Origin of the sequence: Enterocloster sp. 210928-DFI.2.20, from assembly GCF_020554465.1 — a bacterium.
Lineage (GTDB): Bacteria > Bacillota > Clostridia > Lachnospirales > Lachnospiraceae > Enterocloster > Enterocloster bolteae.
In genome coordinates this window covers 64,725-89,749 of the sequence record NZ_JAJCHK010000021.1, presented here as the reverse complement: position 1 = coordinate 89,749, position 25,025 = coordinate 64,725, and the positions used below count along the sequence as shown (strand labels likewise).

The following is a 25,025-nucleotide window of genomic DNA, read 5'->3' as shown; positions in this document are numbered from 1 at the left end:
CATGGACAGGAGATATTCCGGGGTGAATCCCTTCTGGATGTAATGGCTTAAAAATTCCGCCTCTCCATCCAGTCGGATTAGTTTTTTAGGCTTTCCTCTATGACCTCAATCTTGTTCTTTCCACTTACACCGGACAGCTCCATGATCTTTTCCGCCATCTGCCTAATCTCGTAAATCTCAAAAATGTCAACCACATCCGTGTATTCCTGGATGTTCCCGTCCTCCTTCATCTGCTTGGCAACCGCTTTTAAATCCGGCTCCACGGTGGCTATGTAGACGGAATATTTATCACCTGCGTAAGGGTCATCCGTATTATCAATCTCCGACACCTCCGCAATCTCCTGTTTTGAAAGGCCGCGGATCCGGATCCGTTCATCCATACTTGGCACCCGGACCAGGCAGGTGCGGTGTATCTTCTTTTCCTCCGCCCGTTTTTCTGCCTTTGCTAAAAAACGTTTAAAAACATCCTCTTTATTCTGTTCCATCTTCCGATTCCTCCGTCCTATTTGATTTCGTCTAAATTCTTCATGTCACTTGGAGTAAAGCCGAACTCCCACTCCTCCTGTACCTGTCCCCCTGTCTCCCAGTTGATGACCGGGATGGTGTTCCACCAGACATTATCCGTGCTCCAGCGTTCTATCTGGCCGTCCACGGCATCCGGGTCCTTCAGCTTTGCAATGATCTGGCTGCGGACATCCTGGCCTGCACTTAGCTTTTCCAAGACAGCCTTTGCCCTGGAATAAACCTTCTTGATGGACAGGGTGCCTGACCCCTTAAGCCCGGTCATCTTGCTGTCCACGTCCATCCCCATCTGCACATCCTCGCGGTTGACCTCCACCTTCTGTTCAATCTTCTGAAGAACGAAGATTTTTTCACCGTCCACCCAGACCTCTCCCCAGCTTCCGGTCAGGGTCCGGTTCCCTCTCACGTTTCCTGCCATTGTCTCCTCCTTACATGTTCACGGTCATCTGCAGGTCCTCCATTGCGTCCACGAACTTCACATGGCTGGCAATAAACACCTTGGCCCCAGTGTTGGCCGTCAGAATTTCTGTCTCTGTCATCTGGGATACATCCTGCCCCCGTTCCTGCAGGTACTGCTTCTGGGCCTGCGCGTCCACCGATGCCGTATTGTCATAGCTGGCATCCAGCACCTCCCCTGCGAGTCCTGCCTGGTACGCCCGCACAGCTGCCACGAATAGCTGCTTGTTGTCATAGTCATTCACATACTTTCCTACATAGCTGTCTGTGAAGGTGTTGCGGATGTCGTCCTGATATAGATCCATCCCCTCCACGATCTTAATCTTGCGCACATCCTCCGTCTTTTCCTTCGTAAAGGTGGTCAGGCTATTAACACCACGGCCCACCTTGTACTTTTCGCCGTCAAACACCAGAATAAACTCTCCCTTATTAATGCGTTCATCCGGGTCCGATGGACACTCTGCCTTTAATACGTCTCCCAGCACGTAGTAAGTGCTGGAGCGTGACAGGGAAAGCCCGGCTAAGACCCCCGCAATCCGTGCACAGTATTCCTTTGCCGTGTGGGTCTTTCCAGTAATGGAGGACTCTATCCCATCCGTGGTCAGATTGATAATCCCTTCATGATCGCTGGCACTTGCTGCCAGCACTGCTTTAAACGTCTTATGGTTCTTATCCCGCATCTCCTTGATCCAGGCCGCCAGCGTGGTCTTGTCCTCGTCTGAAATATCCGGATAGCACAGGTAATTCCAGCGCAGGTACATCAGCACCTTCAAGGCCGCAGCCAGGTTGGGGGACTCGGCGGACTCCCTCAGTACAATCACCCGCACGGGTCCTCCTTCGAATAGCAGCTTTAAATATCCGTAGTTGGCTTCCGTCATGTGCTCAAAGTCAATGTCCAGGATGCTCTCATAGACCGACAGCCTCTGGCCGCCCTCCGTGTCATCCTTTATAATACAGGCCACAATCCCCCTCTCGCTCCGTTCGATGGCGGAGGCGGCAAGGCCCTTAAATATAATTGTGATGTTCGGTAATCCTAATGCCATGTTCTCATCCTCTCTCGGTTCTCATTTCCAGTGTTCCAATCTCCGTTCCTTCCTCAGGCCTGTCCGATACGATGAAGGTAAGAGGGAAGGTCAGGTGAAGCATGCCGCCGCTGATATTGGTGGTAACGCGGGCTACCGTGGCTGCCCGCCTCTCTCCTCCGTAAGCAAATGGAAAGACCGGCCGGAATACGCGGTCCAGTTCCATGGCCTTTTCGCCATATCTGCGGATTGACTCCTCTGGCTCATGGTAATCTACGGATACCATCAGGGCCGCTTCTGTCTGGTCCGGGCTGATAGTCGTGAATGAGGTGGGAATCACCTCCACAAAATACCATTTACTGCTATCCTCGTTCTCCGGTTCCAGCGTCCTGTCCGTCCGCATAATTTCCTCGGCATACACATCCACATCCGGTTCATGGCCGCGCAGCATACCGATGGCCGCGTCCTTTACTGCCTGTAAGATGTTCTCATCCATACAGTTAGTTCCTCCTGTCTTATACAATGTCATGGGTGTTCAGGAAATCGTTCATCCACTCCTGCAGGTATCCGGGAAGTACGGCCTGAAGCTCCGCAAGGGACAGCTCCATCATGTGGGCCCCCTTAACCGTCTTTGCCTTCAGGCGCTTCCCCAGGGCCGGAACATACTGCCCTACCTTCTGGCGGTGTCCCCATTCCACTGCCTCGGCGTACTCTACGTTGTTGTACACCTCAATCACATATTCATCCCCGCGTTTCCGGACTTCCCCCACTTTCCAGTTGTTCTGCAGCCAGCTGGTCTTTTTAGGAGTTTTCTCCTCGACCTTGCCCTGCAGCTCCATGGCCACCTGGATGACCATGGCCTTAAACTCTTCCGGATACTGCTCCTCAATGGCCCTGGCCAGTTCCTGTTCCCATTCGTCCAGTCCATCCATACGGTATTCCGTCCCGGCCATCAGACACGCTCCTGTTCCAGGATAAGCGGGACCTGGTTGTGAGAGGGCTGACGCTCGGCCAGTCCGGCCATGGCTTTGGTGAGCCGTCCCCTCTGTTTAATTTCCAGGTAATCATTAGGCTCTATCTCTATCTCCGGACGCACAAACAGACTATACTGGGTGGGGACACTTCCTGCGGGCAGTTCCCGGTTCAGAGTTCCTCCCGTATGGGTGGACAAAGCGCAGGAGATGGATTCATAAACCTTCCTTCCCTCCGCTTTCCTGTGAAAGACCGTCTCTCCGTTTGGCAGACGGTCTTTGAAAGGTCGGTAAACAGTCACGGTATCTTCATAGGTCAAAGCCAGGATATCTGCTTCTGTCATGTGTTCCTCCTTTATTTTGGCAGGTTCATCTTTTTATAGCGGCGCAGCTGGGGCTCATAGTCTTTCAAAAGCCGGGAGGATGCCTGGGTAAGGGCCGTGTCGTCCCGATAGGTGATGGAGGTATCTCCCCTGGTCACGGAGGAGACAGCACCTGCACCGGACAGGTTCATCTCCTCCTTTAAGGTGTCCTCCGCCATCTGTGCAATCACCGGCTCCAGCATTTTTGGAATATCCTCCCGATTGCAGCGGATGAGGACCATGGTTCCAATCCGCCGGATACACCGCTCCACATCTGATTTCTTGTCATCCGATAGCTTTAGGGAGGCCATCACCTCCCCGGTTATCCATGTAAGCTGCTCACTGGTCATCTGCGTCTCCCCTCCATTACGCCGTTTCTTCCGGTTCCACAGCGGCCGGTTTTGCCTGTTTGAAATTCGCACGGCAGGTCTTGAGCTTTTCCTTCGTGATCCACAGATCATGGTATCTCCGGTAATCCCAGCCCCATGCCCGGGCCTTCTGGTTGGTATCCGGGTCAAAGATCCGCATCTTGTCCGTCTTGGAAACCGCGATGGGGGCGTTCTGCGGCGTGATGAGCCAGTTAATGTCAATAGCATCCTCCGCCGCCTTAAATCCGCCTTTTTCCTGTCCGGCTGTCTTTCCGTCCTGGAACACGTACTTGGACTTCATACGGCCGGACGGCACGGACCGTAAGGGAATCCCATTCAAGGATTTGACCTTGACCGTTACATCTCCCTGGGAAAAATCCGTCACATCCAGCCGTCTGGACAGCTTATCCGAATTATTCAAGAGGTTTAAAACCAGGGTGGAGATGGAGACGATGAGAGGGGTGTTCTCCCCTACCACGTCCTGCACAGCCGCTATATCATCTAAGAGCGCTTTCAAGATGCTCGATTCCGCAGGCGTATAGCTGTATGCTGCCAAGTCCGCTCCCATACATTTTTGCGCAATGGTGCTGTAACGGTAGGCATCAATCTCCGGGACAACATGGACCCGCTGGAATTCTCCCATCAGGCTGGCGGCTGCCAGCACAAAGCCGGACTCATCCACATCGTTTTCATCGATTTGGAAGGAGCGGCCCCTGTCCTTGGTCATCTTCATGGTCTGCCACGAAAGGTCCACGCTGCCTGCGACAAACCCGTTCGCCCGGTCATAGTCCGCCAGCCCGTCCATGACAACATTGGGAATTTTCACCTCATCGCCCCCGCTGTAGCGCACCAGGTCACGGTTCACCTCCATCCAGCCGGATGTAGCCTGTTCCACAGCTGCCGCGTCAAGCTCCGGCTGAAATATCTTTGCATACTCAATTGTGTTTGCCATCTTATAATCCTCCTCTGATTCGTTTCTGAATTTCCGCGCTGATCATGCCGTCTGTCAGGCTGGCTGCTCCTCCCAGTCCCTTGGGAGTGGTGCCCTTAAGCCGCTCCTTGATGCCTGTCTCCAACTGCTCCTGGTACATGGCTCCAATCTTCTCCAGGCTGGCCGCCATCCTGGCTTCATCTGTATAATCCAGGAATTCCGACAGTCCGACCGGAAGCTTTTTCTCCGCCAGCTTAGCGGCCGCTTTCTGTTCCAGCTCCATCCGCTTCAGTTTCCCGGTCAGCTCTGCGTTCTCCTTTTTCATAGCCTCCCGCTCCTCGGCCTCCCGTTCCTGCGGCGAAAGCTTCTCCAGGCGCTTTTCCTCCGCCCGCCGGGCCTCTTCCGCCTCCTTTGCTTCCTTTACGGCTTTTTCAATTTCAGCGGCCAGCTCTGCCTGGGTATAGGTTTTTTCTGCCTGCTTTTCACGGGAAGCCTCCTTCCCGTCTGTCCCTTCCTCCTTTTTTTCCCCTGCTGTTTTCCCATCCTTTGCGGGCGTCTGTACCCCCGGGCCCTCCTCTTTCTTCTGGCTTCCTCCCAGGAGGCTGCGTATCTTATCAAGCAGTCCCCCCTCCTCCTGTTTCTCTCCCTGCTGCTCCAATACCGTATCTGACACAGCTGCCTTTGTTCCTTCTTCCATCCGATGTTCCTCCTATCCATTCACTTCCGCCATGATTTGGGCTTTCTCTTCCTCTGTGATCCACTTCTTTTTGACCGCATTGGTCAGATATTGCTCGTTGCCTGTTTCTCGATAGATACGGGTCAATGTCTGTATCATGCTCCCTCACCTCCTGTCAGTGCATCCATAGCAAGCACATCCGTGGTTTCCTCCACTGCCCCTACTCGGTCCGCCAGCTTTTCAAGCTCCGTCCGTTCCCGGATTCCCCAGGAAGCAAGGAGGGTGCCGTCCTCCTTTCCCCGGACTACCAGCACCGGATCTCCAAGTATTAGGTGCTCGTAGGTCCCGGTCACCGTATCACCGTTCTTTATCTGTACCCGGGATAAGTTCTCTTTTGTCATCTTTTCCCAATCCGCCATTAAGGCTTCCCGCCCCTCATAGGCGGCCTCCATCTGCCCCAGGCAGGATCCGGCTTCCAAGATGATGGCTGTTCCGTCCTTTAACAGTAATTTACGTTTTTCCATGATATTCTCCTTCCATTGCTCCTATTTTTGCGTAATAAAATAAGCCCCATAGCTGGGACTCATTCTCATTTCGTTACTGTATCGTTCCCTCCAGATGATTCTGGCTCAATCCGATGCGGGCAGGCGTCCTTCCCGGACCATATCTCTTTTGGGATTCCTTTTTCATATGACAGACAGTAGTGGAGCTTCCATGCCTCCTCTTCATCACAGGGAGCCAGGATTCCCTCCATCAGTTCATCGTATACCAGGCAGTTTTCACAGTTCTCATGCTTCATGCGATTTACACTCCTTCACCAGGCGTTTTATGTATTCCGGCATCGGCTCCCCGTTTTCGTACATAACCGCCGCCTCACAAATAAACTCCCGTTCATTTTCCGAAGCACGGTAGGAAATACCATAAACATCGCCGCTTTTCATAGCCCTATTATAACATTCCTTTAATTTCCTGTCATCCCGCATCCCTGTTTCGTTTACAATCATATGCATCATTTCATGCTGGATGACGCATGCTATCTCACGGCCTTTATATAAGACATTTCCCCGGCTGTAACGTTTTAATTCCATCTGCCTGCCATATGCCTCCCTGACTGCTTCCGACGCCCCTTCATTTAGTCTCGCCCGCAGCTTTCCCATGGAAGCTTCAATCCGTTTTGTCCAGTGCAGTACACTTCCTTCATAATACTGCTCCGGCGCATTCATGAGCGCCGTACCCATCCGCAATCGTTTTCCTACGGCTGAGCCCATTTTTCCAGGAGCATCCCGGGAATCAAATATTGTGATTTCATCCAGTTTCTGAAACGGGGCCTTTGCAAGCTGCCGTTCCAGCTCCGCAGCTGCTTTCTTGTAATTTGCTTGATTCACCTCCCCTGTCACCTTTACCTTGGATGCGTAGGGCTGCAGCAGGCCGGTCGCCTCCCGCCGATTCTTTAGATTCGCAAAGATGCCTTTCTTCGCATTTTCCTGTCCTGGTCCTGATTCTGCTTTATCCGATTCCTCCATATGTTTTTTCTTCCATTCTTCAAACTTCGGATTACTTTTCAGCGGATTTCCCTGGCGTTGTTTAAATACGGGTATATCATAGGCTGCCACCGTGGTGCATTTGCAGTTCGGATGGATAGGCGGCAGGTTCTCCCCGGCCCTCGCGTCTGATAGTTCAAACACCTGACCATTCAGGCGCTGGCAGATTTCACAACCTCCGCCCAGGAAACGGTACTTTGTCACCCCAGCATCCTGATACGCAAGCAGCTGGCCCTGATTGGCAAAGTAGATGGCCTCTGTCCGTACCAGACGCTGGGCCGCATACCTTCCCTTTCCCATCACATCGTCAATCTCCTTTGCAATTTTATCCACACCGGCCCCGCTCATGAATCCCAGGGTCAGCTCCCGGCGGGTCAGCGCTGCCAGCTGGTCCGTGTTATCCCAAAGCGCTTTTGAATACTGCTTTCCGCTCCATGGATAAGATAAAATCTGCTTTAACAGCCGTTCATCCACCTTCGACACATCCCAGGCCACTCCCCCGATACTCTGGATATCGAACATTTTACGTTCATAGTTGGTCTGCACCAGTCCTTCCAGCAGTCCGGTCAGCCCTGTTTCTGACCGGCCAGCCAGGCGGGCCATGTTGTGATAGATATTTGCCAGCAGCTGCTCCTTCCGGCTGACCTGGCTCTTGGCCGCCAGGGTGTTCAGTTCCAAGGCCAGCCGCGAATCCTTCCCCTGGCCTTCCAGTTCCTCAAGGTATCCCTCCAGTGACTTTTTCCATGTACTGTACTCCTTTCCCGTCAGCAGTTTTGAAGCCTGGGCCTCTGTCAGCTGGTTGTCCCTTGCATACCGGCTGTAAAAGGCCCGGATTTCATTCTCAAGGCCGTTGGCACATTCGTCATACAGCTCCATCAGGTCTGCCTCGCATCCATCGGATGCTTCTGCATTCCGTAAGACCTGTTCCTTCGCCGCCTCAATCCATGCATTACGCTGCCGCTGGTTCATCTTTTCTCAGCCTCCACTTCCTGGTCAGACTTTTCGGTCCGGAATGCCCGGACCAGGTTCTGGTACATCCCAAAGGATTCCACCCCTTCCTGTTTCTCCTCCTCCAGCTTTTCCAGTTCCTCCTTCGGATTGTCCACAAAGGGCAGGAGCTGCAGCAGCGTCTCCTTGGGCAGCATGCTGGACAGGTTTCCGATGATTTGTGACTGCTCCAGGATGTTCTGCGGCTTATTACGCCGGAACTGCATATCAAGGTCCCGGTAATCATAGTTATGTCCCAGCAGGTTCAGGACGTGGGTAATCAGTTCAATCCTCCGCTGCAGGGCCCGCTTGAACTTCCGTTCCTTGATGGCGCATATCTGCTCCAGGCCCCACAGCTTATAGGATACCGCCACCCCGGACAGGTTCCCTCCAAACGCTTCATCTGTCATGTTGGGGACATTGGCTCCCAGGTGGATATCCTCACGCAGCCGGTTCTTATAGTTCTCCAGCGCCGTGTCATCCACTGTCTTTAAAATCCAGCCCACATCCCCTCCATCCTCCAGAATAACGGCACGTTCCCGCTTCATCTGCGCGATGTCCTTGGAATCCACATCCCCCAGCCGCGTTACCTTCAGGATGGCATCGTCATTGTACTGGAAATAGTTGGCCGTATTGGACTGCACCCGGTTATAGGCATCAATCTCAGAAAGGACCCCTTCAAAATCCCCAATCCGCTCCCGGTTGTTGACGTACTCGCAGAATGGCACATCATTCCAGTAATGCTCTTTCCACCCGGTCACTTCTAACATTCCTCCGTTAAAAGATCGTAGGTAGATAACCCGGGTCCATGTCCAAAACTCCACACGCAGGAGGATGTTCCCATTCTTATCCATGCCCCGCACCATGCGGATAGCCGCAAGCGGGGAGGTGAACTCGCTTTCCGTCTCATAAAACAGGATGAGGTTTTCCGGGAAAACCAGGCCCAGCCGGATCCTCCCGTCCTCATCCAGATAGACCATCTCAAAGCAGTCCCCCTTGATGCTGCACTGTTTCCCCAGCTCCGTGTTGTGATCCTGCTCATCGTTATAGTCGAAGATATCCTGGATGGTCTGCAGATATTCCTCGTTCTCGGAGCTGTACACCACCGGCTGCCCCAGGAAATAGCCCGTGGCCGTGTCGGTGATGTAGCGGGCCATGTTATTGACAATCCGGTTGTCACCTCCGGTCTTATCCGTTCTCTCTGAATGCAGGATGTCATGATCCCCCACATAGTAGCGTTCCAGTTTCTGATATTTCATCTGGTAACTCTGCTTCACCACGATTTCCCGGATATCCTTCACCGTCAGGGACTCGATGGAGGCCCGGTCCATATATACAATCATTGGATTCCTTCTTTCCTCTTTCTTATCAGATCAGGCTTTCCCTTGGGATGACCTTAAACTTTCTGACTTTCTTGGCCAGGGTCCGGCACCCCTCCAGGGCGTCTGGGCCGTCATCATGGGCTCCCATTGGGAACTGTATCAGCTGCTCCAGCAGGCGCTTATGGCGTCGGCTAAACTTGATGTATTTGTTCTTGATATCCGGCTGCATGGTCTGGATGCGCAGCGTTTTGTCCGCCGTCTGTGGGACTTCCTCCACAGGCAGGTACAGCCCCGCTCTGGCGCTGGCTTTTACCAGCTCCTCCTTTAAGAACCATTGGAACTGCACCGTCTCACAACCGAATTTCTTATATCCCCTGCCATAATCCCGTCTGATCCGCCGCTCCTTTTCCAGGATATCCGATATGATGCGGTCCGGATGGCGGCGCTCGATATCGGCGTCAAACACATACATATATCCCGTTCCCTTATGCTTAGCCAGTGTGATGATAGCCGAAAAGTCGCTGTGCTTGGTCTTTCCAAGGGATGGGTCCACAAAGCCGTAAAACACAAAGCTGCGGTCCTTAAAGTCCACCTCGGCTTCGTTGTAGTAATCCAGCCATTCCTCCTGGAACAGGCAGTCATCCGGATTGATGGGCTCGTTCTGTTCCTCACTGTTAAAGGATGCCTCTCCCTCATCAATCCGCATCTTCATCAGGTCATAATAGGACAGCTTCTCCTCCCACAGGACCTCCGTCCCTTTGAGCATCTCTGCCTTATGGGCTTCAAAGAATGCCTTTGCGTCCTCCTCATGGGAATCATTGGAAAGGTCCGTGTAGATGTCCTCCCATTCCTTCCAGAGGTCATCTGCCTGGGAAAAGGAGAGCACTGCCTTGTATTTGATGGATTTATACCCCGTATTGGTCAGGGTATGGGCTAGCAGGCTGTCATAGTGCAGCAGGGTCCCGATATACACGATATCCGTATAACTGTCGCCTGCCTTGGAAACGGCCTTGTTAAACCAGTTTGACAGCTTGGAACGCTGCTCCGCGGTCCGGACGTTCTCATCATTCTCGATATCATCCAACACCAGCAGGTCCGGCCTCCAGTTCCGATGCTTCCTGCCTCGTATCTTCTTGCCTGACCCGATGGCCTCCACCTTGATGTTGGTGGTAGTCAATATTACATTGTTACGCCATACCTTTCCCTGCAGGTTCCCGAAGTCCTCCCGTATCAGGCCGTTTTCCTCAAACTCCACACGGATGTTCTCCAGGAATCCTTCGGCCTGGTCCGAACTGTCAGAGAGGATGATGGGATAATGCTTGTACTGATACAGGATGGCATGCATGCTGCCCTTGAAGGTCAGCGTGGTGCTCTTCGCATGGCCTCGGGGGGCTGCCACGGCCCGGCGGCATCCAGGCAGGCGGTCAATCTCCCTGGCTGCCTTCGGTGTGATGGGGAAGCGGCCCTTTAACACGCCCTGCTGCCAGATGGCGTCCAGGTCCCGGTGGAAGCTAGGGGAGGGCTTGGAAAAGTAGTGGGGGAAGTAAGCGCGGCCAAAAAACTCCATGTCAATGGCTCCCAGCTTCCTGCGGATCCCCTCAGGTCCGGTAAGTGGCAGGCCGGAATCATACTCCTTTAAAAGCTGCCTGCGTTCCGGCTCCTCACCCTTCCTTAAAAAAACGTTCAAAAGTTCATCCAGGTCGTTTAAAACGTTGTCCTCTTCCTCATAAAAAGCCCGGCTTTCCGCCTCCGCCAGTGCCCCCATCAAGGTGTCAATGCTTTTCTGCTTTCCTTTCCTCATGGCTCCCACCTCCTCCCTGCCGTTCCCGGCTTCATATACGGCCCGTATTTGGAATTTCCCGTCTATTGGGGCGTTTCCCCGCTGGGAATCTTTTGAACGCTTTTAAACGGGTCCTGATACGATTTAAACGGGGTCTTGTCCCAATCAAAAACGGAACCCCGCCTGGAGTTCCCGGAAGGACTGGCTTCGCCATCCCGACCGGGCTTTTCCCGCTTGGTTCCGTTTCCTTATATCCGCGCGCTTCCTGCACCGGGACGAATCAACCGTCTGCATTCTTCGCGTTTCCTGTCTGTCCTATACTTCCTCTGGCAGCCGGATGCCCAGCTGCACCTCTTTCTTCTCACCACAGATAGATAGCTCAATGGTAGCCCTGAGGCTCCGCTTATCCATCCGTATGATACGGCTCTTAAAGTTCTGCAGGATGCCTGTTTCAATCTCCAGGCCCCCCTCTGTCTCCCGCACCAGTGTGGGCTCCAGAGGTATTCCTCCCTGTCCGGCCAACAGCCGGATCCATTCTGCTTCCAGGTAGGTCAGGGTACCGGACAGCAGCTTTACGATTCCTGGGACAGCCTTCAGCCGGTAATAATTTCCGGCATTGTAATCCATCTGAAGAAACACATAACCGGGGAACAGTACATACTCCTTTGTTCCCCAGGCTCCTCCGCTTCGGACCGGACGGTTCTCCACCGGTGCCAGCGTCTGGAACCCCATGTCCGTCAGTTTCGCGGCAATGTCTCTTTCTTCACCGGTTCTCACCTGGACCACATACCACAGCATGGCTATCCCTCCATCCCTTCCTGCTTCTTTTTGTTCAGATAGGCGCTGACTTGCCGGTACAGCTCCGGCTGTTCCTTGGCCATGGCCTCGAATACCAGTCCCTTAACCGCTTCCAGTCCGGCCTCATAATTCTCCCGTGTCTGGACTTCAATACGCTTCTTGTAGGCCGCTGCGCGGATAAGGCCGTTAGTCTCCTTAATCAGCTTATCCACCGGCACTTCCTTCATCTGCTCCTCGTCCACGTTCGTCAGGGCATTCATCACATGATGGCTGGCCAGACGGATAAGCGCCTCCGATGTGTCCAGATCCGGGTAGCGGTTCATTTCATCCATCAGCATTGAAAAGTTACTCTGAGCCACGTTAATCATTTCCACCGTGGCCAGGTACTTCTTGGCATAGGTGCAAATGGCCATTTGGCTCATTTCCTCACCGTTTTCCTTCAGGTATGCCACAATCTCCTTGTAAGTGCTTCCGGTCAGCAGCATCTGCTCCACTGTATCCTTTAGCTCCGGAGGAAGCCGGTCTACCTTTCCAATGCTGCGACGCCGGTTCTCGCCGCTCATACCTTCACACATTCGTCAGTCAGACTTCCCTGCATCAGCCGGATGCCCTTTTCCGACGCCCTTGCTTCCAATTCGTCATAATTGTAGTCGGCCAGATCCGCGCCAGAAATGCGGCCTTCAATGGTACGCGTTTCGATGTATCCGGCCAACTTCAGGAAATGGATGCTGTCCAGAAATTCCGGCTTTTCCACGCCCCAGTTTTTCACTCCTACCCGGACCTGCTCCAATGGGCTGAAGCCGCTCCGGTTCAGCAGGTTGATACAGGTAAGGACCGATCCGTTGTTTGCCGGGAATGCATCCGCTCTGATCCGTTTCATCATTTCGTCTCTGTTCATATCACTCACCCTTTCTTTGCCGCTTCTATCATCATTTCCATCATCCGGTCCAGCTTCCGGTCCATCTTGCTGATTTCACGGATAAAGTCATCTTTGGTCAGGTAGTTCTCACGAATTTCTTTAATGTCCTTCCGGCATTCATCAAAGTCCTTCTGGTGGGTATCCCTGGGTGTATAATCCTCACGGATTTTCCGGATATCGTCCTTAAGTTCTTTCGTCTGCTCCTTCAAATCCTCTTTACTGGCAGATTGTTCGCGGCCCTCCCGAATCTCCGTGTCGTGCCGGTCTACCTGGGACATGGTCCGTTTCAAAAAATATGAGACAACCCCGATTCCCAGGGTGATTACCGTCGTTATGACCCATTCATTCATCGCTAACCTCATAAATCAAAAAAAAATACACCTGCAAACTAGTGCAAGTGTATCTCATCATGGGGCAATATTCAAAAAAAGTACTTAAGAAGTTTAGTACAAAATTCCTTTTAAGGATATCTGGCCATCCATCGGCTTTGCCCGTATCTCGCGGGCTTTCTCTATGACTATATTCCGAATCCAGGTTTCTGTCAATCCATATTTCAAGGCAAGCTCACGGTAGTTCTTTCCGTCAAACTCCTCCCGTATAAGTTCGTCCCTCACCGGTTTCTCCAGGCTCTCTATCTTGGGGATATAAATGGGGGTACCGTTATAGTTCCTTACCAGGGCCCGGAACGCCTCTATACCGATGAGTCCGGCAAGGGTACGCTGCTCCTCATCCAGGTCCTCCATCTGCACCTTATCCAACAGGTCCATCCTTACACCCCCTTCCGGCGCTCTTTACATACCCCTTTAATACTTCAATCAGCTTGTTTCCTGAGTCAAAGTCAATCCAGGCAAAGGGTGTCCTGGCAATTGCGTCCGTCCCCAGTTCCTTTTTGATGATGGCGCACAGACGGTCTCCCAGTGATACACTCCCAGGCTTTTTATCGTACTTGGCCAGCTCATACATCAGGGCCCATATCTTCTTCTGCTGGCCGCTTGTTACCCCGCCAGGCCTCGATGGATGCTCCCGTTCCCGCCGGGGCCTTGGAGGGGCCTGCCCGCCCTGCAGCTGCGTAAGCCTGGCAATTACAGATTCCGCTTCCCGGTAGCTCAGGGCCTTCACGGACTCTTTCCCGGTTATGGTTGCCACCAACGCATGCAGCTCGTCCTCATGGTCATGGCCCACAAGGCTTAACTGATGTCCAACAGCATAAATCCGCTTCATCTGGTATGGGTCAATGCTTCTCATGGCTTTATCTCTCCCCTCCTCTATGGCCTCCTGGCCTGCTGACAATCCCTAACTTTTTTCTTCCGCTCCTACCGTCACCTTGAGGCTCTCATCCACAATCACGGCCGCGTTGATGATATCAACCGCTTCCTGGGGGGTCCCGCTCCATTCGGCTGCCTTCAGCACCTGGAGCATCCACTCCCAGTTGACCACCTCTGACACCAGATAGGCCCAGTCGCTGGCTTCCTTTGCGTCCAGCCCGGCTGACTTCATCAGGCTTTCCGTGTCCTTCTCATACTTTCCCTTCAGCTTCTCATCCTTCGTGATGGCCTGGATGGTATCATCCAGTGTTCCTTCCGTATAGGCGCCAAGATAGGCGATGGTGAACAGGCGCTTGGCCGGAGCTGCAAGGGAATAGCTGGTCTTTTCCGTTACAAAGTCTGGGTAAACGGTATTTAAAAGCCGTTTAACCATCGCCATGGAGACCGGCTTGACCGTTTCACTGTTTCCCACCACCACCCGGGCATTGCTGCTGCCCCAGTATTCCACGGTCTTTTTCTTGGTGTCCTTTAAGTCATTGACAGCCAGGTTCTCAAACCACGCCTTGATTTCCTCCATCTCCGCCTGGATCCGCTCCTTCTGGGCCGTCAGCTCCACCAGACGGTCCGCCCTGGCTTTGATTTCCTTTGTTTTCTCCGTCACTGGAACACCTCCGCAATCTTCCCGGCACAGGTCCGGCAGACTTCCATCCCGCATACGGCAGCCACATCCTCCACTGTCCCGCAGAACCGGCAGGCTGGGACATGCTTCGCGATATGGATTCCGGCCTCATCCGCTGTCACATCCACTGGGACCCCCGGAAGGATTCCTGTTTCCTGGCGGAGCATACGCGGAATTGTGATACCGCCGCCTTTGGTAACTTTTTTACTCATCTGCATGGAATTTCTCCTTTCCCACTCTGCATTGATCAGGGCTTGTGACCCGCACTGGCTATAAGCCGGTGGCTGCATTAGGAAGGGGCGGCTGCCCCTTAGCGGTTCCTTTTTCCATACCGCCACTTATTACTGTATTTCTGTATCTGGCAGACCAGGGTGAATACCGCTTCAATCCGCTGTTCCTGCTTCATCTGGTCACTGTCCAGCGTATAGATAAAAAGCTTGCTGCCATTATCTCTTATGTATACGGTCTCCTCCGTGTGCGGGAGCAGCATGTTGCCGGTGTATACTTCCCCATACCAGCGCAGCTTCCCGCTGCTGTCAATCACACGGGGTTCAAAGTAAAACTCATCCCTTAGTGCTTTCATCCTTTCTCACCCCCATCCAGGCCGTCTGGAGCAGGAAACCAAGGAGGTTCCATATCCGGTCCCGGATCTTCTCCATGCAGGCCTCCTGGCCAATCTCCTCCGAATAGTTTCTTGGGTCCACGCAGGCACTGGATTCCACCAGCTCAAACCCATTTTTCAGGATGCACCGGACCACGGTCGTGCGCTCCCCCAGCTTCATGACCTCTACCTGGTCAATGAACGCCTCCACCATTCCGGGTCCGATGCTCACGCCGGATGGGAGCTGCGGGTTATCATCCACTTCCAGATAGGAGTGGTCAAACATCCCCTTGGGGCTCCAGCTGACATATCCATCCGGGTACTGTATCAGGTATCCTTCATCTTCCGGGTTTTCATCCGCCGGGTTTTCCCACCCACGGTATCTGTTATACGCGCCTCTTGTCATTGGACGCGCCTGGACCAGCTTGGTTCCTATGTATTTCTTCATATGTTTTTCCTCCAATTTTAATTTTTCGGTTTGCTTTTTAACGCTACTCCCAAAACATACGGAGCGAGTTCTCCAAGTGGAATATTCCACACTACCCAAAACAAAATCCTTTTTATCATGTTATTTTTTCTCCTTAAAAGCCTAAGTTTTAATATCCCAGATACCGGCCGCATGTCCCAAGGGGGCATACCGGATTCAGGTACTTCCTTCCCACTGCGCATGCACACAAGCTAATGCTCTCACCCCTGCTGTCCTCTATTACTCGCCTGTGGCGACAGGACAGGCATCGTTTTCCCATTTCTGTGGGCCTATGCTCCTTTTCCATTCCCGCCTCCTTCTACTCTTGGCTTGTATGTCCGCTTCCCGTCCAGGTACTGTTCCTCCGTTTTCTGACGGCCCACCAGTTGATTCATCCGTTTAAGGATTGCTCTCGCTGGCTGTTCCCGGAAGAATTCCACTACCTGCTCATTCCGTTTCATGATGTCCTTCTGTTCCCTGCGAAGCTTCCGGCTCCTGGAGAGCTTCGTTGCCACACGGCTCCGTTCCTTGCTGGTGGCCGCAAACTCCATCTCATGCAGCAGGTCCTGCAGACGCCGGTCCTCAAGGGCTACCGCTTCACTGGCTGTCCGGTACTGCTCCTCACATTCCTTCACCCAGGCCAGGAACTCCTCCAGCCTTACGGAATGGTTCTCCTGACTCTTCAACTTAACCTCCCTCCTTTTATACTTTCTTCTTCCTTTTGTTTCCTCACTCTGCATTTGTCAGGGCTTGTGACCTACACCATCAGGTGGCTGCATTAAGGAGGGGCCTAGACCCCTTTTTACTAATGAGTTATTCCCGGTGTGAAGGTATCAGGCATCCGTCCTGGCGGCCTTCTTTATATCCCTTCAGCCACACCTGATCCGCATCCAGACGCGTTCTGGTCTGAAATCCAATCATCCAGCCGCTCAGACCCGCCAGAACGATCAAACCCAGAACGCTAATGAATCCCCATATTCCAAGCTTGCCCCCCATCACTAAAACTGTTAGTACTGCCGCCATGCTGCTCCCGATCATAAGTCCTCTTACCATCATTATCACTTTTTCATTCAAACGCTTCATGCCTGTTCCCCTCCTATATAAACCTGATTCCCATGGTACCGGCCACCCGCTCAAGTCCAGCCATTGATACATCCTCATCATTTACCGCGTTACGGAACACATTGACCATTCCACGGATTCCCCATTTGCTTCGGCTGATGCTGTGCAGGTAGTCAATCTCTTTCGTCATCCTACGTTCTTCCAATGCGGGAAGCAGTTTGACCACATCTTCCCTTTTGATGTCTGTAGTCCGGTACCGGCCATGGAGCCGGGTCCGGTTAAACTGCTGGGAAAAGATGGCTTCCTGTCTGCCCAGCATCTTATTGTATACTTCTACGTTACCGATCAGGACGATGCCGATTCCCGGCTTCCCCGTAAGAGGATCTTCATCCACCCAGCCCCTTATCTCTTCCAGAGCCATGAATTTTAGGTTCTGGGCCTCATCAATGATGATGATTTTATCCGTCTCCTTCAGCTTGTCCTGGATTGCAAGGGACAAATCTTCCGTCCGCTGGTTCTCCGGCAGTTTCAACGTCCTCCCGATCATCTTCAACAGGCTTCTTAATGTCCCAGTGCTGGGGGCCGCCTTCAGGTATACCGTGGTGGATGGGTTGTCCTGAAGAAACTTGGCAGCTGCCTTGGTTTTCCCGATTCCGGCGTCTCCGTCAATAACCACAATCCCCTTCTCAAGCTGACAGTAGCGGATCAACTTGTAGGCCGCTTCCGATATGGATGTAGGGATGTATCCCTGGAGGCTGGCTCGGAAGGGCTCCGCCTTCCGGCTGTTCTGGCCCTGTTCTTCCTTGATCCGGAAGAATTCTTCCAGCTTTTTCTCGACCTCCCCAATATCGCCCTTGTCATAGACGCTTCGGCGGTACTGGCTGAGTACTGCCGCGCTAATCCCCAGGATCGGTGCTGCTTTTGCCTGGCTTAGGCCCTCGGCCTCCAGGTAATCTTCCAGCTTCTTCTGTAATTTTACGTTATACTCTTTACTCATTGCATTTACCTCCCTGTCTGTCCCTTATCTCTGTTTTTCCTGTTCATGTCTGATTTCCGCATTCCGGATCATTCGGTCCAGATTGATACCTCCAACCACCTTCTTAAATGCTGGTTCCTCGTCTGCCCTCTGAACCTCTATCACCTTGGGGTTGGCCTTGCCCTGGTAATTCTCTTTATTGTATTGTGCTTCCTTCAGCACCAGTTCCATGGCTGTTACCTTGTCACAATCTGCCAGGACAGCATGTTCAATATATTCCTTAGCAACCTTTTCCAGCCTCCGGGTTTTTGCCATAGCTGCTTTGACATCTTCTCTGCTGGCATTATAGGAAAGAACTGCTTCATTATCCGCTGGTACCGTCATAATGTAACGGTCCTCCAGGTCATAAATCCGTACTTCGCTTAGATTATCCGGGTCATATCTGAAATACACCTTCTTGCCAAGCATTAGATGGACAAAATCATCGTTCCAGTAATCAATTCGCCCTCCGGCAATATCCAGGTGTACCCCTCGCCTGCCTACGGTCTGTGCACGGCTGCTGCGCATAAGCATGAGATTCAGGGCTTCTGCCGTGGCTGTGCGTTTTTTAATCAGATGTTCGTTAAATACATCCATTTTGAGTTTTCCATGGTCTGCCGGGACTGCCCCATGATAGGGCTGAAGGTTGAAATAATAGTCAATCACTGCCTCGACATATTCCTGAAACTCATCATCTGAATAGATTCTATCCTTCTTTAAAACGCCTTTTAAACGTTCTGGCTTTTCAACCACACTGCCTCCCGTATAAGTATCAAACAGCCTTGACAGGGAATCCTTGACATCGCGGAACCGGCGCTCAATAATCTTGGCCTTTGCGTTCCGGACGATGGCATTCGTCATGTTGATTCCAAGCCGCTTGAACACGCCAGGCGGTTCAAACCGCTCCTCGCCATTTTTAGGCTTCTTTCTGCGGTGCCCCAGCCCTCCGATATCAAAGGTCAGGAACTCCCGGCCATTATCTACGTAAATGTTATCTGGAATACCGTAGTTCAGGATTCCTTTCCGGAGGGCAATCAGTGTAGCCTCTGAACTGGGATTGTATGTAATATGGTATCCGGTAAATATGCCGCTTCTGGCATCCAGGAAGGCCGTCAGATAAGGCCGGTGGAGTTTTCCGCTCTTATCCCTTACCATCACGTCAAATGTATGGTTATCCGCAATCCACCACTCATTGCTGGCAATGTCCTCGTAAATCCTACGAATGTGTGGAGCACAGCGATCATTATATGCCTTATGGCCCTCACGTCCCAATACCTTCACGCCCTCCGGAACCTCATTATTCAGTCTCCGATAAAAAGCAGAATAGCTTGGAATATCCGCGTACAGCTCCGGCTGATTTTCACGAATCCACATCTTTGCATACTCCAGACATTTCTGGATTGGGTGCTGGCTCTCGTCCAGGTAGTAATAGAGAAACGCCTGCCAAACGGTTTCGTTAATAGCGCTGCTCCCCTTCCTCCATTTTCCACGCTTGTCAATCAACCCGCTCAGATCATCCTCCCGGACAGATTTCCACTTCCGATAAAGGATATCGAGGGAAATGTTCCGGTCTGGGTATTCCAGGCTGCACCAGGCGATAAATTTCTGATCCACCTCCGCCTTTGAACCGCTCGGGGCCATGCAGCGGTATTCCTGCCACTTCCGAATCAGCCCTATCCAGAAATCCATTTCCTTCCGTTCCGCTTCTGAATATCGGTCAGGTTGCTCCTGCTCTGGTTCCTGATCCGCCGGGACGGCTCCCTCAGCTATCTGCTCCTTCTGCATTTGATACCAGCGTTGTTGGAGCTCTTCGTCTAAGGATTCCAACGGAATCTGGTAGACCTTACGGTTCCGGCTGTTGACCGTTTCTACAGCCTGGAGCTTTCCTTCTTTTATCTTTTTTTGAATATATTGAAAACTACAGCCTTTTACTTCTGCCAGTTGCTTTGCAGTCAGCATCTGTCCCATATCCTTATCACCACCTATAGCCTGTCATCATCAAATGCAGGAGGCTGGCTCTGCATGACGGAGCGGTTGTCTCTGTTTCGACTGTTCCATAATTCTTTATTGTGCTATACTTAAAGAAAAATGGAGGTATCGTTATGAACATAACTGCTGTTGAAGTTTCTAAACGCCTTGACCATCTCGCCCATCAACTATTCATGGTTCCTAAATTTTCTGAACGCTGTGCGTTTCTGGAAGTGACTCTAAAAGATAGGCTTCCTGTACCTTTAAATTTGGCGTTTACATTTGCTAATCCTATAATGAATCTTGTGGATATCTTGATGTATTCATCCTTTCCTGATGATGAACAGTTTTATGAAAAGTTGTTTTCCTTTTCCGATCCACGTGTACTTGTCGGATTTAAGGCCGCCGTTGCGCACTCTGTGGCATATCTGCAAAATGAAGGGCAACAACTGTATAGCGTACCAGAAGATGATTATACATTCTTTCGTGACTATGCTTTCATAGCATTTACATAAGCATTTCACAAAGGCGGGGTTGAGCTTTTTGATATTCTTCCAATAAATCCCGCCTGCATATATTTAGCCAGGCTTTTGTATACCTCAAGCACTCATCAACACTATACTGTGCCGCGTCCAGATAGTAATAAAGGAATGTTCCTATGATTGTCCTGGCACCCTCAGTTGAAATACCCGCCTGTTCTAATTCCTTATAGCATCCTTTCATTTTGAGCTCCTTTTTCAAATGACTTTTAATAACTCTTCAAAATCCTCCACGTTTCCACCCAGCTTCTCAATAATTGGAATTATGTACTTTCTTCCCGACATCCTTCCATGCAGTGCCTCACTAATCCGCGTAGCCGGTATCTGCATCTGCCGCGCCAGCTCCGCCTGAGACATTTCCTGCCCTGCTACTTGGATCCGTACCCAACGGCGGAACTCCGCTATACTTGTAATCTTTTCATTTTTCAAATTCATCAGCCTCCTTTACCCGGTATTGTAGCAGTTCTTTTCCCGTTTGTTGTTAGTTTGTTACAAAATAACGTTTACGGTTATATTCTAACGTGTTATAATTCAATGTAACGTTATTACAAATAGTATATATTCTATTTTGAATAAAGTCAATACTATTTTGAATTATTATATATTGTTTTGAATTCGGAGGATGTCACTGTGGGGACAATAGGAGAACGTTTAGAATATGTAAGAAGTACTATTTTATCAATGAATCAGAAGGATTTTTCACAATTGATAGGTGTTTCTCAAGGTGCTCTAAGCGCAATTGAAAATAATAAGCGCGGATTACCTATGGAGGCAATCATCGAATTAATGAAATATTCAAAAAAGGATAATTTATTTTCATGCTATTGGATATTAACAGGGATGGATGAACCCTCTACGGATAAGGGACTGAGTGTTGATCAAGAGGAGCTGATTAGCACATATAGCCAACTTGATCGTCGTGGTCAGCATCGTGTCCATACTATTATCTATGAAGAATTAGATCGTATGGAACAGGCAAAAAATTCCGCCAAGGTCGGATAATCGAACAATATGACAACATTTTACAAATTGACTTCCATCATACAGAGTGATATATTTTAATTGCATTTACCACCATGCCAGTTTGCCCCTGGCGTACAAAAGAGGAGCTTCCTAGCAATAACGGTCTGCTCCTCTTTTGATGAATATATTCAGTTGGCATTAAGGTTGGCATTAAAATTTTAAATTTGTATATCTCATATATATCTTTTAAAAGGTTCTGTTTTTAACCGTTCAAACAAAAAAACAACATAAAATCAATAGTTTTAAGTACTTTACACAATTTCTTTAAAAAGGTTTTAAACGCTTTTAAACGGTATTTTAAAACCCCTATCTTGATTTCAATATTTCTGGCAAATCTATTTATTTTGACCATTCTAATTTTTCAAGTTGGCATTAAACTTACATAAAAACTCTAAGCCTATTTATAGTCCGTTAAGCCTAAAATATCCCCATTTCATGAGCTTTCTGACCATGTAAGGAGTTTTAAGGGTCTATAAGGGGTCGAGGTTGGCCTACTTTGCATTCTACATGAAAACTTACAACCACACCCATAACGCGTCCGTTCTTTGCCACCACAAGAGGTGTTCCTCCCTGGTTTGCAATCCGCTTTACGATGTCCTCGCATTCCCTGCTGAACGCGCCTCCATGCCGGTCCACATAGGCTTTAATGGCGTCAGCCGCGCCCTTTCTGATCTCATTTCCATTGTAGTCAATGCCGCTCATCCTGGTCTTGGCAGTGAAGGGCACGAAGGAGGCCTGAAGCTCCTCCATATTCCTTGCGCGGATTCCGAAGCGCTCCTTTGCCAGAACCACAATGCTGCGTCCCTCAGGAGTTTCGTCTGCCAGGGATGACAGCTGGGCCGCATCTGCCAGCTCCATTTCCTTGTGGCCGTCCACCGGAATAAAGGCGTCTGCCTGGCGGTTTCCAAGTGTTATGGTACCCGTCTTATCCAGCAAAAGGGTATCTACGTCTCCGGCCGCCTCAATGGCCCTGCCGCTCATGGCCAGCACATTGGCCTGGTTCAGGCGGCTCATTCCCGCGATACCGATGGCAGACAGCAGAGCGCCAATGGTAGTGGGCGCCAGACAGATTAAAAGCGCTACCAGATTGGTGATGGATGTGGGATTGGCTGCTCCTGCCTCCACGGAGGAGAACACGGAATAGGAGTACAGGGACATGGTAACAAGCACAAAGATAATAGACAATGCCACCAGAAAAATCTGCAGTGCCAGCTCATTGGGGGTCTTTTTGCGGGAAGCTCCTTCCACCATTGCAATCATTTTATCCATGAAGCCCTCGCCCGGATTGCTGCTGACCCGCACCACGATCCAGTCGGATATAACCGTGGTGCCTCCTGTGACGGCACTTCTGTCACCGCCGCTTTCCCGGATTACAGGAGCTGACTCGCCGGTAATGGCGCTCTCATCCACCGACGCGGCGCCCTCCACCACGTCGCCGTCTGCCGGTATCTGTTCCCCTGCCTTAATATAGACAAGGTCCCCCTTTTTCAGTTCCGTGGATTTCACCCTGACGGCCTCGCTTTTGCGGTCAGCCGAAGGAATCCTGGATGCCATGGTATCCTTTCTGCCTGCACGCAGGGCATCTGCCTGGGCCTTTCCCCTTCCCTCTGCTATGGCTTCCGCAAAGTTACCGAATAAAACCGTAAACCAGAGGATGACGGATATGGCCAGTATATAACCCGGCGCAGCGTCCCTGATACCTGCCAGAGAAAACAGGAACATCACAAAGGTCAGGATGGCGGATACAAAAACCATAAACATGACCGGATTCTTTATCTGGGTCCTTGGATTCAGTTTAATAAAGGAATCCTTAAGGGCCCTGCACATAATCTCATGATTGGAAAATATACTCTTTTTTTGTTCATTCATGTCTCATTGACCTCCCTATGCTATCATCTGGAAAAACTCAGCCACCGGGCCAAGTGACAGGGCCGGGAAAAAGCTGAGGGCCCCTACCAGCAGTACCACGAAAATCAAAAGGAAGATAAACATGGCATTATGGGTGGGAAGGGTGCCGGAGCTGACTGCTACCTTTTTCTTTGCCGCCAGACTGCCTGCAATGGCCAGGGTGGCAAACATGGGCAGGAACCTTACAAACAGCATAATCAGTCCGATGCTCACATTCAGGAAGGGCGTATTTGCGTTAAATCCTGCAAATGCGGAACCATTGTTGCCGCCTGCGGATGAATACGCGTAAAGGACCTCTGACAATCCATGGGCTCCCGGATTATTCAGGCTGTCATGGGTGGACGGAAGCAGCGTGGCGATACCGCTGCCCACCAGGATGGCCACAGGGGTCGCAAGGCAGACCAGCACAGCCATCTTCATCTCAAAGGGTTCTATCTTTTTGCACAGGTACTCCGGCGTACGCCCCACCATCAGCCCCGCTATAAACACTGTAAGGATGGCAAACCCCAGCATACCGTAGAGCCCGCAGCCCGTACCGCCGAATACCACCTCTCCCAGCTGCATCAGCAGCATAGGAACAAGTCCGCCAAACGGCGTGTAGCTGTCGTGCATGGAATTGACCGAGCCGTTGGAAGCAGCCGTGGTAAATACAGCCCATGTCCCGGATGTGGCTATGCCAAATCTGGTTTCCTTACCTTCCATATTACCGCCTGCCTGTCCCTCAGTCCCCATATAGACCGCGCCGTCCTGGGCTATCTGGGGGGTGCCGGCCTGTTCACTGCAGCCCACAATGGCCAGCGCTGCCGCCAGCATGATGAACATGGCCAGGAACACCGCCACGCCCTGTCTCTTGTCCTTCACATTCCTGCCAAAGGTAAAGCACAGGCCCGCCGGTATGAGAAGCAGGGAAATCATTTCAAATAAGTTGGATAACGGAGTGGGGTTCTCAAAGGGGTGCGCCGAGTTGTTGCCCCAGAAACCTCCGCCGTTGGTTCCCAGCTGCTTAATGGCAATCTGGCTGGCAGCCGGTCCCAGAGGAACGACTCCCTTTGTGACCTCTGCGGCGGTGCCGTCCTCCTGTTCCACCACCACCGGTTCCACCAGCTGTACCTCATCGTACTGCTTAAAGGTCTGCGGAACACCCTGGGAGGCAATGGCAAGAGATACCACCACTGACAGCGGAATCAGTATGTAAAGGACTGTCCTTGTCATGTCGGTGTAGAAGTTTCCCAGTCCCCTCTCCTTCACGCGGACGAATCCGCGGATCAATGCGAACAACACCACAATTCCCACAGCGGCAGACACGAAATTCTGGAAATTCAGCCCGATCATCTGGCTGAAATAGCTCAGACTGGACTCTCCTGAATAGGCCTGCCAGTTTGTGTTGGTGGTGAAGCTGGAGGCCGTATTAAAGCCCAGATGCCAGCTCATTCCGCCCATTCCCTGGGGATTAAGGGGAAGCAGGTTTTGAAAGCACAGGATGATCCAGAGCACCGCCAGGCTCATCACGCTGAATACGGCTGTGCACACGGAATATTTCTTCCAGCCCATCTCCTCCTCTTTATCAATCCTCAGGACCCTGTAAATCAGGTTTTCCACAGGCAGCAGAAGCCTTGACAAAAACACCCGCTCCCCGTTCATCACCTTTCCCATATAGGACCCAAGGGGTATTGCTAACACTACCAGTATGACACAGTAAATTATCATCTGCAACGCCACATTCATCATTGTTTATCACCTCTCAATAAAATGATTACCAGGTAAGCCAGTATAATAACCGCGGTTATTCCTATGATACCTAACAGTAATGCCATGGATGATTCCTCCTCTTTTCAAGATAGGGG

At 51.4% G+C, this 25,025-nt stretch carries 35 protein-coding genes and 1 pseudogene; 2 read left to right on the top strand and 34 right to left on the bottom strand.

Going from position 1 to position 25,025, the window contains the following annotated elements:
- Window positions 1-77: 77 nt before the first annotated feature.
- The 30 genes from LI015_RS18210 to LI015_RS18065 form a co-directional block, all read right to left on the bottom strand.
- Entirely contained in the window at window positions 78-485 is a 408-nt protein-coding gene (locus LI015_RS18210) for a hypothetical protein (RefSeq protein ID WP_007863095.1), read from the bottom strand.
- Window positions 486-502: 17 nt separating this feature from the next.
- The gene (locus LI015_RS18205; RefSeq protein WP_007863096.1) at window positions 503-940 is read right to left on the bottom strand and encodes a phage tail tube protein; all 438 of its coding nucleotides are present in this window, start codon (window positions 938-940) and stop codon (window positions 503-505) included.
- A gap of 10 nt (window positions 941-950) precedes the next feature.
- Window positions 951-2,021 carry a phage tail sheath subtilisin-like domain-containing protein gene (locus tag LI015_RS18200; protein ID WP_007863097.1) on the bottom strand — a complete coding sequence of 357 codons (1,071 nt, stop codon included), beginning with the start codon at window positions 2,019-2,021 and terminating at the stop codon, window positions 951-953.
- Window positions 2,022-2,025: 4 nt separating this feature from the next.
- Window positions 2,026-2,496, bottom strand: coding sequence for a hypothetical protein (locus LI015_RS18195; protein WP_007863098.1), 471 nt, complete (start codon window positions 2,494-2,496; stop codon window positions 2,026-2,028).
- Window positions 2,497-2,515: 19 nt separating this feature from the next.
- Window positions 2,516-2,953: an HK97 gp10 family phage protein gene (locus LI015_RS18190; RefSeq protein ID WP_007863101.1), complete on the bottom strand. Its 438-nt coding sequence runs from the start codon at window positions 2,951-2,953 to the stop codon at window positions 2,516-2,518.
- Complete coding sequence (locus LI015_RS18185) at window positions 2,953-3,315, bottom strand: hypothetical protein (protein WP_007863103.1); 363 nt, start codon at window positions 3,313-3,315, stop codon at window positions 2,953-2,955. Before LI015_RS18185 ends, LI015_RS18190 begins: the two co-directional genes overlap by 1 nt.
- 11 nt (window positions 3,316-3,326) lie before the next feature.
- On the bottom strand, window positions 3,327-3,683 hold the full coding sequence (locus LI015_RS18180) for a hypothetical protein (RefSeq protein WP_007863104.1): 357 nt from the start codon (window positions 3,681-3,683) through the stop codon (window positions 3,327-3,329).
- A gap of 16 nt (window positions 3,684-3,699) precedes the next feature.
- Window positions 3,700-4,653, bottom strand: coding sequence for a hypothetical protein (locus LI015_RS18175; protein WP_002595611.1), 954 nt, complete (start codon window positions 4,651-4,653; stop codon window positions 3,700-3,702).
- A gap of 1 nt (window position 4,654) precedes the next feature.
- Window positions 4,655-5,329 (bottom strand): capsid assembly scaffolding protein Gp46 family protein, encoded by a 675-nt coding sequence (locus LI015_RS18170; protein ID WP_002595612.1) that lies wholly within the window; start codon window positions 5,327-5,329, stop codon window positions 4,655-4,657.
- 12 nt (window positions 5,330-5,341) lie between these two features.
- A complete protein-coding gene (locus LI015_RS18165) occupies window positions 5,342-5,467 on the bottom strand; it encodes a hypothetical protein (protein WP_002595613.1) in 126 nt (41 codons plus the stop codon).
- The gene (locus tag LI015_RS18160) at window positions 5,464-5,832 is read right to left on the bottom strand and encodes a hypothetical protein (RefSeq protein WP_007863109.1); all 369 of its coding nucleotides are present in this window, start codon (window positions 5,830-5,832) and stop codon (window positions 5,464-5,466) included. Before LI015_RS18160 ends, LI015_RS18165 begins: the two co-directional genes overlap by 4 nt.
- 65 nt (window positions 5,833-5,897) lie before the next feature.
- Window positions 5,898-6,107, bottom strand: coding sequence for a hypothetical protein (locus tag LI015_RS18155; RefSeq protein WP_007863112.1), 210 nt, complete (start codon window positions 6,105-6,107; stop codon window positions 5,898-5,900).
- Window positions 6,097-7,818, bottom strand: a complete 1,722-nt coding sequence (locus LI015_RS18150) for a minor capsid protein (RefSeq protein ID WP_007863114.1) — start codon at window positions 7,816-7,818, stop codon at window positions 6,097-6,099. The genes LI015_RS18155 and LI015_RS18150 overlap by 11 nt, the downstream gene beginning before the upstream one ends.
- Window positions 7,815-9,179, bottom strand: coding sequence for a phage portal protein (locus tag LI015_RS18145; RefSeq protein ID WP_007863117.1), 1,365 nt, complete (start codon window positions 9,177-9,179; stop codon window positions 7,815-7,817). Before LI015_RS18145 ends, LI015_RS18150 begins: the two co-directional genes overlap by 4 nt.
- 25 nt (window positions 9,180-9,204) lie before the next feature.
- Entirely contained in the window at window positions 9,205-10,959 is a 1,755-nt protein-coding gene (gene terL, locus LI015_RS18140; protein WP_007863119.1) for a phage terminase large subunit, read from the bottom strand.
- A gap of 294 nt (window positions 10,960-11,253) precedes the next feature.
- The gene (locus LI015_RS18135; RefSeq protein ID WP_007863121.1) at window positions 11,254-11,736 is read right to left on the bottom strand and encodes a transcription termination/antitermination NusG family protein; all 483 of its coding nucleotides are present in this window, start codon (window positions 11,734-11,736) and stop codon (window positions 11,254-11,256) included.
- A 2-nt stretch (window positions 11,737-11,738) separates the two neighbouring features.
- The gene (locus tag LI015_RS18130; RefSeq protein WP_227125930.1) at window positions 11,739-12,311 is read right to left on the bottom strand and encodes a phage protein Gp27 family protein; all 573 of its coding nucleotides are present in this window, start codon (window positions 12,309-12,311) and stop codon (window positions 11,739-11,741) included.
- Window positions 12,296-12,634, bottom strand: a complete 339-nt coding sequence (locus LI015_RS18125) for a hypothetical protein (protein ID WP_007863124.1) — start codon at window positions 12,632-12,634, stop codon at window positions 12,296-12,298. Before LI015_RS18125 ends, LI015_RS18130 begins: the two co-directional genes overlap by 16 nt.
- 5 nt (window positions 12,635-12,639) lie before the next feature.
- Window positions 12,640-13,005, bottom strand: a complete 366-nt coding sequence (locus LI015_RS18120) for a hypothetical protein (RefSeq protein ID WP_002570877.1) — start codon at window positions 13,003-13,005, stop codon at window positions 12,640-12,642.
- A gap of 93 nt (window positions 13,006-13,098) precedes the next feature.
- Window positions 13,099-13,422, bottom strand: coding sequence for a Mor transcription activator family protein (locus LI015_RS18115; RefSeq protein WP_007863125.1), 324 nt, complete (start codon window positions 13,420-13,422; stop codon window positions 13,099-13,101).
- Entirely contained in the window at window positions 13,406-13,900 is a 495-nt protein-coding gene (locus tag LI015_RS18110) for a regulatory protein GemA (RefSeq protein ID WP_007863126.1), read from the bottom strand. The genes LI015_RS18115 and LI015_RS18110 overlap by 17 nt, the downstream gene beginning before the upstream one ends.
- 48 nt (window positions 13,901-13,948) lie before the next feature.
- Entirely contained in the window at window positions 13,949-14,581 is a 633-nt protein-coding gene (locus LI015_RS18105) for a hypothetical protein (protein ID WP_227125927.1), read from the bottom strand.
- On the bottom strand, window positions 14,578-14,817 hold the full coding sequence (locus tag LI015_RS18100) for an AbrB/MazE/SpoVT family DNA-binding domain-containing protein (RefSeq protein ID WP_007863130.1): 240 nt from the start codon (window positions 14,815-14,817) through the stop codon (window positions 14,578-14,580). The genes LI015_RS18105 and LI015_RS18100 overlap by 4 nt, the downstream gene beginning before the upstream one ends.
- Before the next feature lie 92 nt (window positions 14,818-14,909).
- Window positions 14,910-15,182, bottom strand: coding sequence for a hypothetical protein (locus tag LI015_RS18095; protein WP_002595627.1), 273 nt, complete (start codon window positions 15,180-15,182; stop codon window positions 14,910-14,912).
- Entirely contained in the window at window positions 15,163-15,648 is a 486-nt protein-coding gene (locus LI015_RS18090; protein ID WP_007863132.1) for a Gp49 family protein, read from the bottom strand. The genes LI015_RS18095 and LI015_RS18090 overlap by 20 nt, the downstream gene beginning before the upstream one ends.
- A 148-nt stretch (window positions 15,649-15,796) precedes the next feature.
- Window positions 15,797-15,973, bottom strand: coding sequence for a hypothetical protein (locus tag LI015_RS18085; RefSeq protein ID WP_002595629.1), 177 nt, complete (start codon window positions 15,971-15,973; stop codon window positions 15,797-15,799).
- The gene (locus tag LI015_RS18080) at window positions 15,957-16,352 is read right to left on the bottom strand and encodes a hypothetical protein (RefSeq protein ID WP_002595630.1); all 396 of its coding nucleotides are present in this window, start codon (window positions 16,350-16,352) and stop codon (window positions 15,957-15,959) included. Before LI015_RS18080 ends, LI015_RS18085 begins: the two co-directional genes overlap by 17 nt.
- A 127-nt stretch (window positions 16,353-16,479) precedes the next feature.
- Entirely contained in the window at window positions 16,480-16,749 is a 270-nt protein-coding gene (locus LI015_RS18075) for a hypothetical protein (RefSeq protein WP_002595631.1), read from the bottom strand.
- A gap of 13 nt (window positions 16,750-16,762) precedes the next feature.
- The gene (locus tag LI015_RS18070) at window positions 16,763-17,725 is read right to left on the bottom strand and encodes an AAA family ATPase (RefSeq protein WP_007863134.1); all 963 of its coding nucleotides are present in this window, start codon (window positions 17,723-17,725) and stop codon (window positions 16,763-16,765) included.
- A 24-nt stretch (window positions 17,726-17,749) separates the two neighbouring features.
- On the bottom strand, window positions 17,750-19,711 hold the full coding sequence (locus LI015_RS18065; RefSeq protein ID WP_007863136.1) for a Mu transposase C-terminal domain-containing protein: 1,962 nt from the start codon (window positions 19,709-19,711) through the stop codon (window positions 17,750-17,752).
- 134 nt (window positions 19,712-19,845) lie between these two features.
- Here LI015_RS18065 and LI015_RS18060 point away from each other — a divergent pair, with 134 nt between their 5' ends.
- A complete protein-coding gene (locus tag LI015_RS18060) occupies window positions 19,846-20,226 on the top strand; it encodes a hypothetical protein (RefSeq protein ID WP_007863138.1) in 381 nt (126 codons plus the stop codon).
- On the opposite strand, the gene LI015_RS18055 is transcribed toward LI015_RS18060, so the two are convergent.
- Together LI015_RS18055 and LI015_RS18050 are read right to left on the bottom strand one after the other, a co-directional pair.
- Window positions 20,219-20,434 (bottom strand): hypothetical protein, encoded by a 216-nt coding sequence (locus LI015_RS18055; protein WP_007863140.1) that lies wholly within the window; start codon window positions 20,432-20,434, stop codon window positions 20,219-20,221. The genes LI015_RS18060 and LI015_RS18055 overlap by 8 nt on opposite strands.
- Window positions 20,435-20,448: 14 nt before the next feature.
- Window positions 20,449-20,685 carry a hypothetical protein gene (locus tag LI015_RS18050; RefSeq protein WP_007863142.1) on the bottom strand — a complete coding sequence of 79 codons (237 nt, stop codon included), beginning with the start codon at window positions 20,683-20,685 and terminating at the stop codon, window positions 20,449-20,451.
- Between the two features lie 195 nt (window positions 20,686-20,880).
- On the opposite strand from LI015_RS18050, the gene LI015_RS18045 reads away from it, so the two are divergent.
- Window positions 20,881-21,252 carry a helix-turn-helix domain-containing protein gene (locus LI015_RS18045; RefSeq protein WP_151189888.1) on the top strand — a complete coding sequence of 124 codons (372 nt, stop codon included), beginning with the start codon at window positions 20,881-20,883 and terminating at the stop codon, window positions 21,250-21,252.
- A 540-nt stretch (window positions 21,253-21,792) separates the two neighbouring features.
- Here the strand turns inward: LI015_RS18045 and kdpB are convergent.
- Window positions 21,793-23,142, bottom strand: a pseudogene (gene kdpB / locus LI015_RS18040) (potassium-transporting ATPase subunit KdpB); the annotation flags it as partial.
- A 15-nt stretch (window positions 23,143-23,157) separates the two neighbouring features.
- Entirely contained in the window at window positions 23,158-24,909 is a 1,752-nt protein-coding gene (kdpA, locus tag LI015_RS18035; protein ID WP_117626774.1) for a potassium-transporting ATPase subunit KdpA, read from the bottom strand.
- Window positions 24,910-25,025 lie beyond the last annotated feature (116 nt).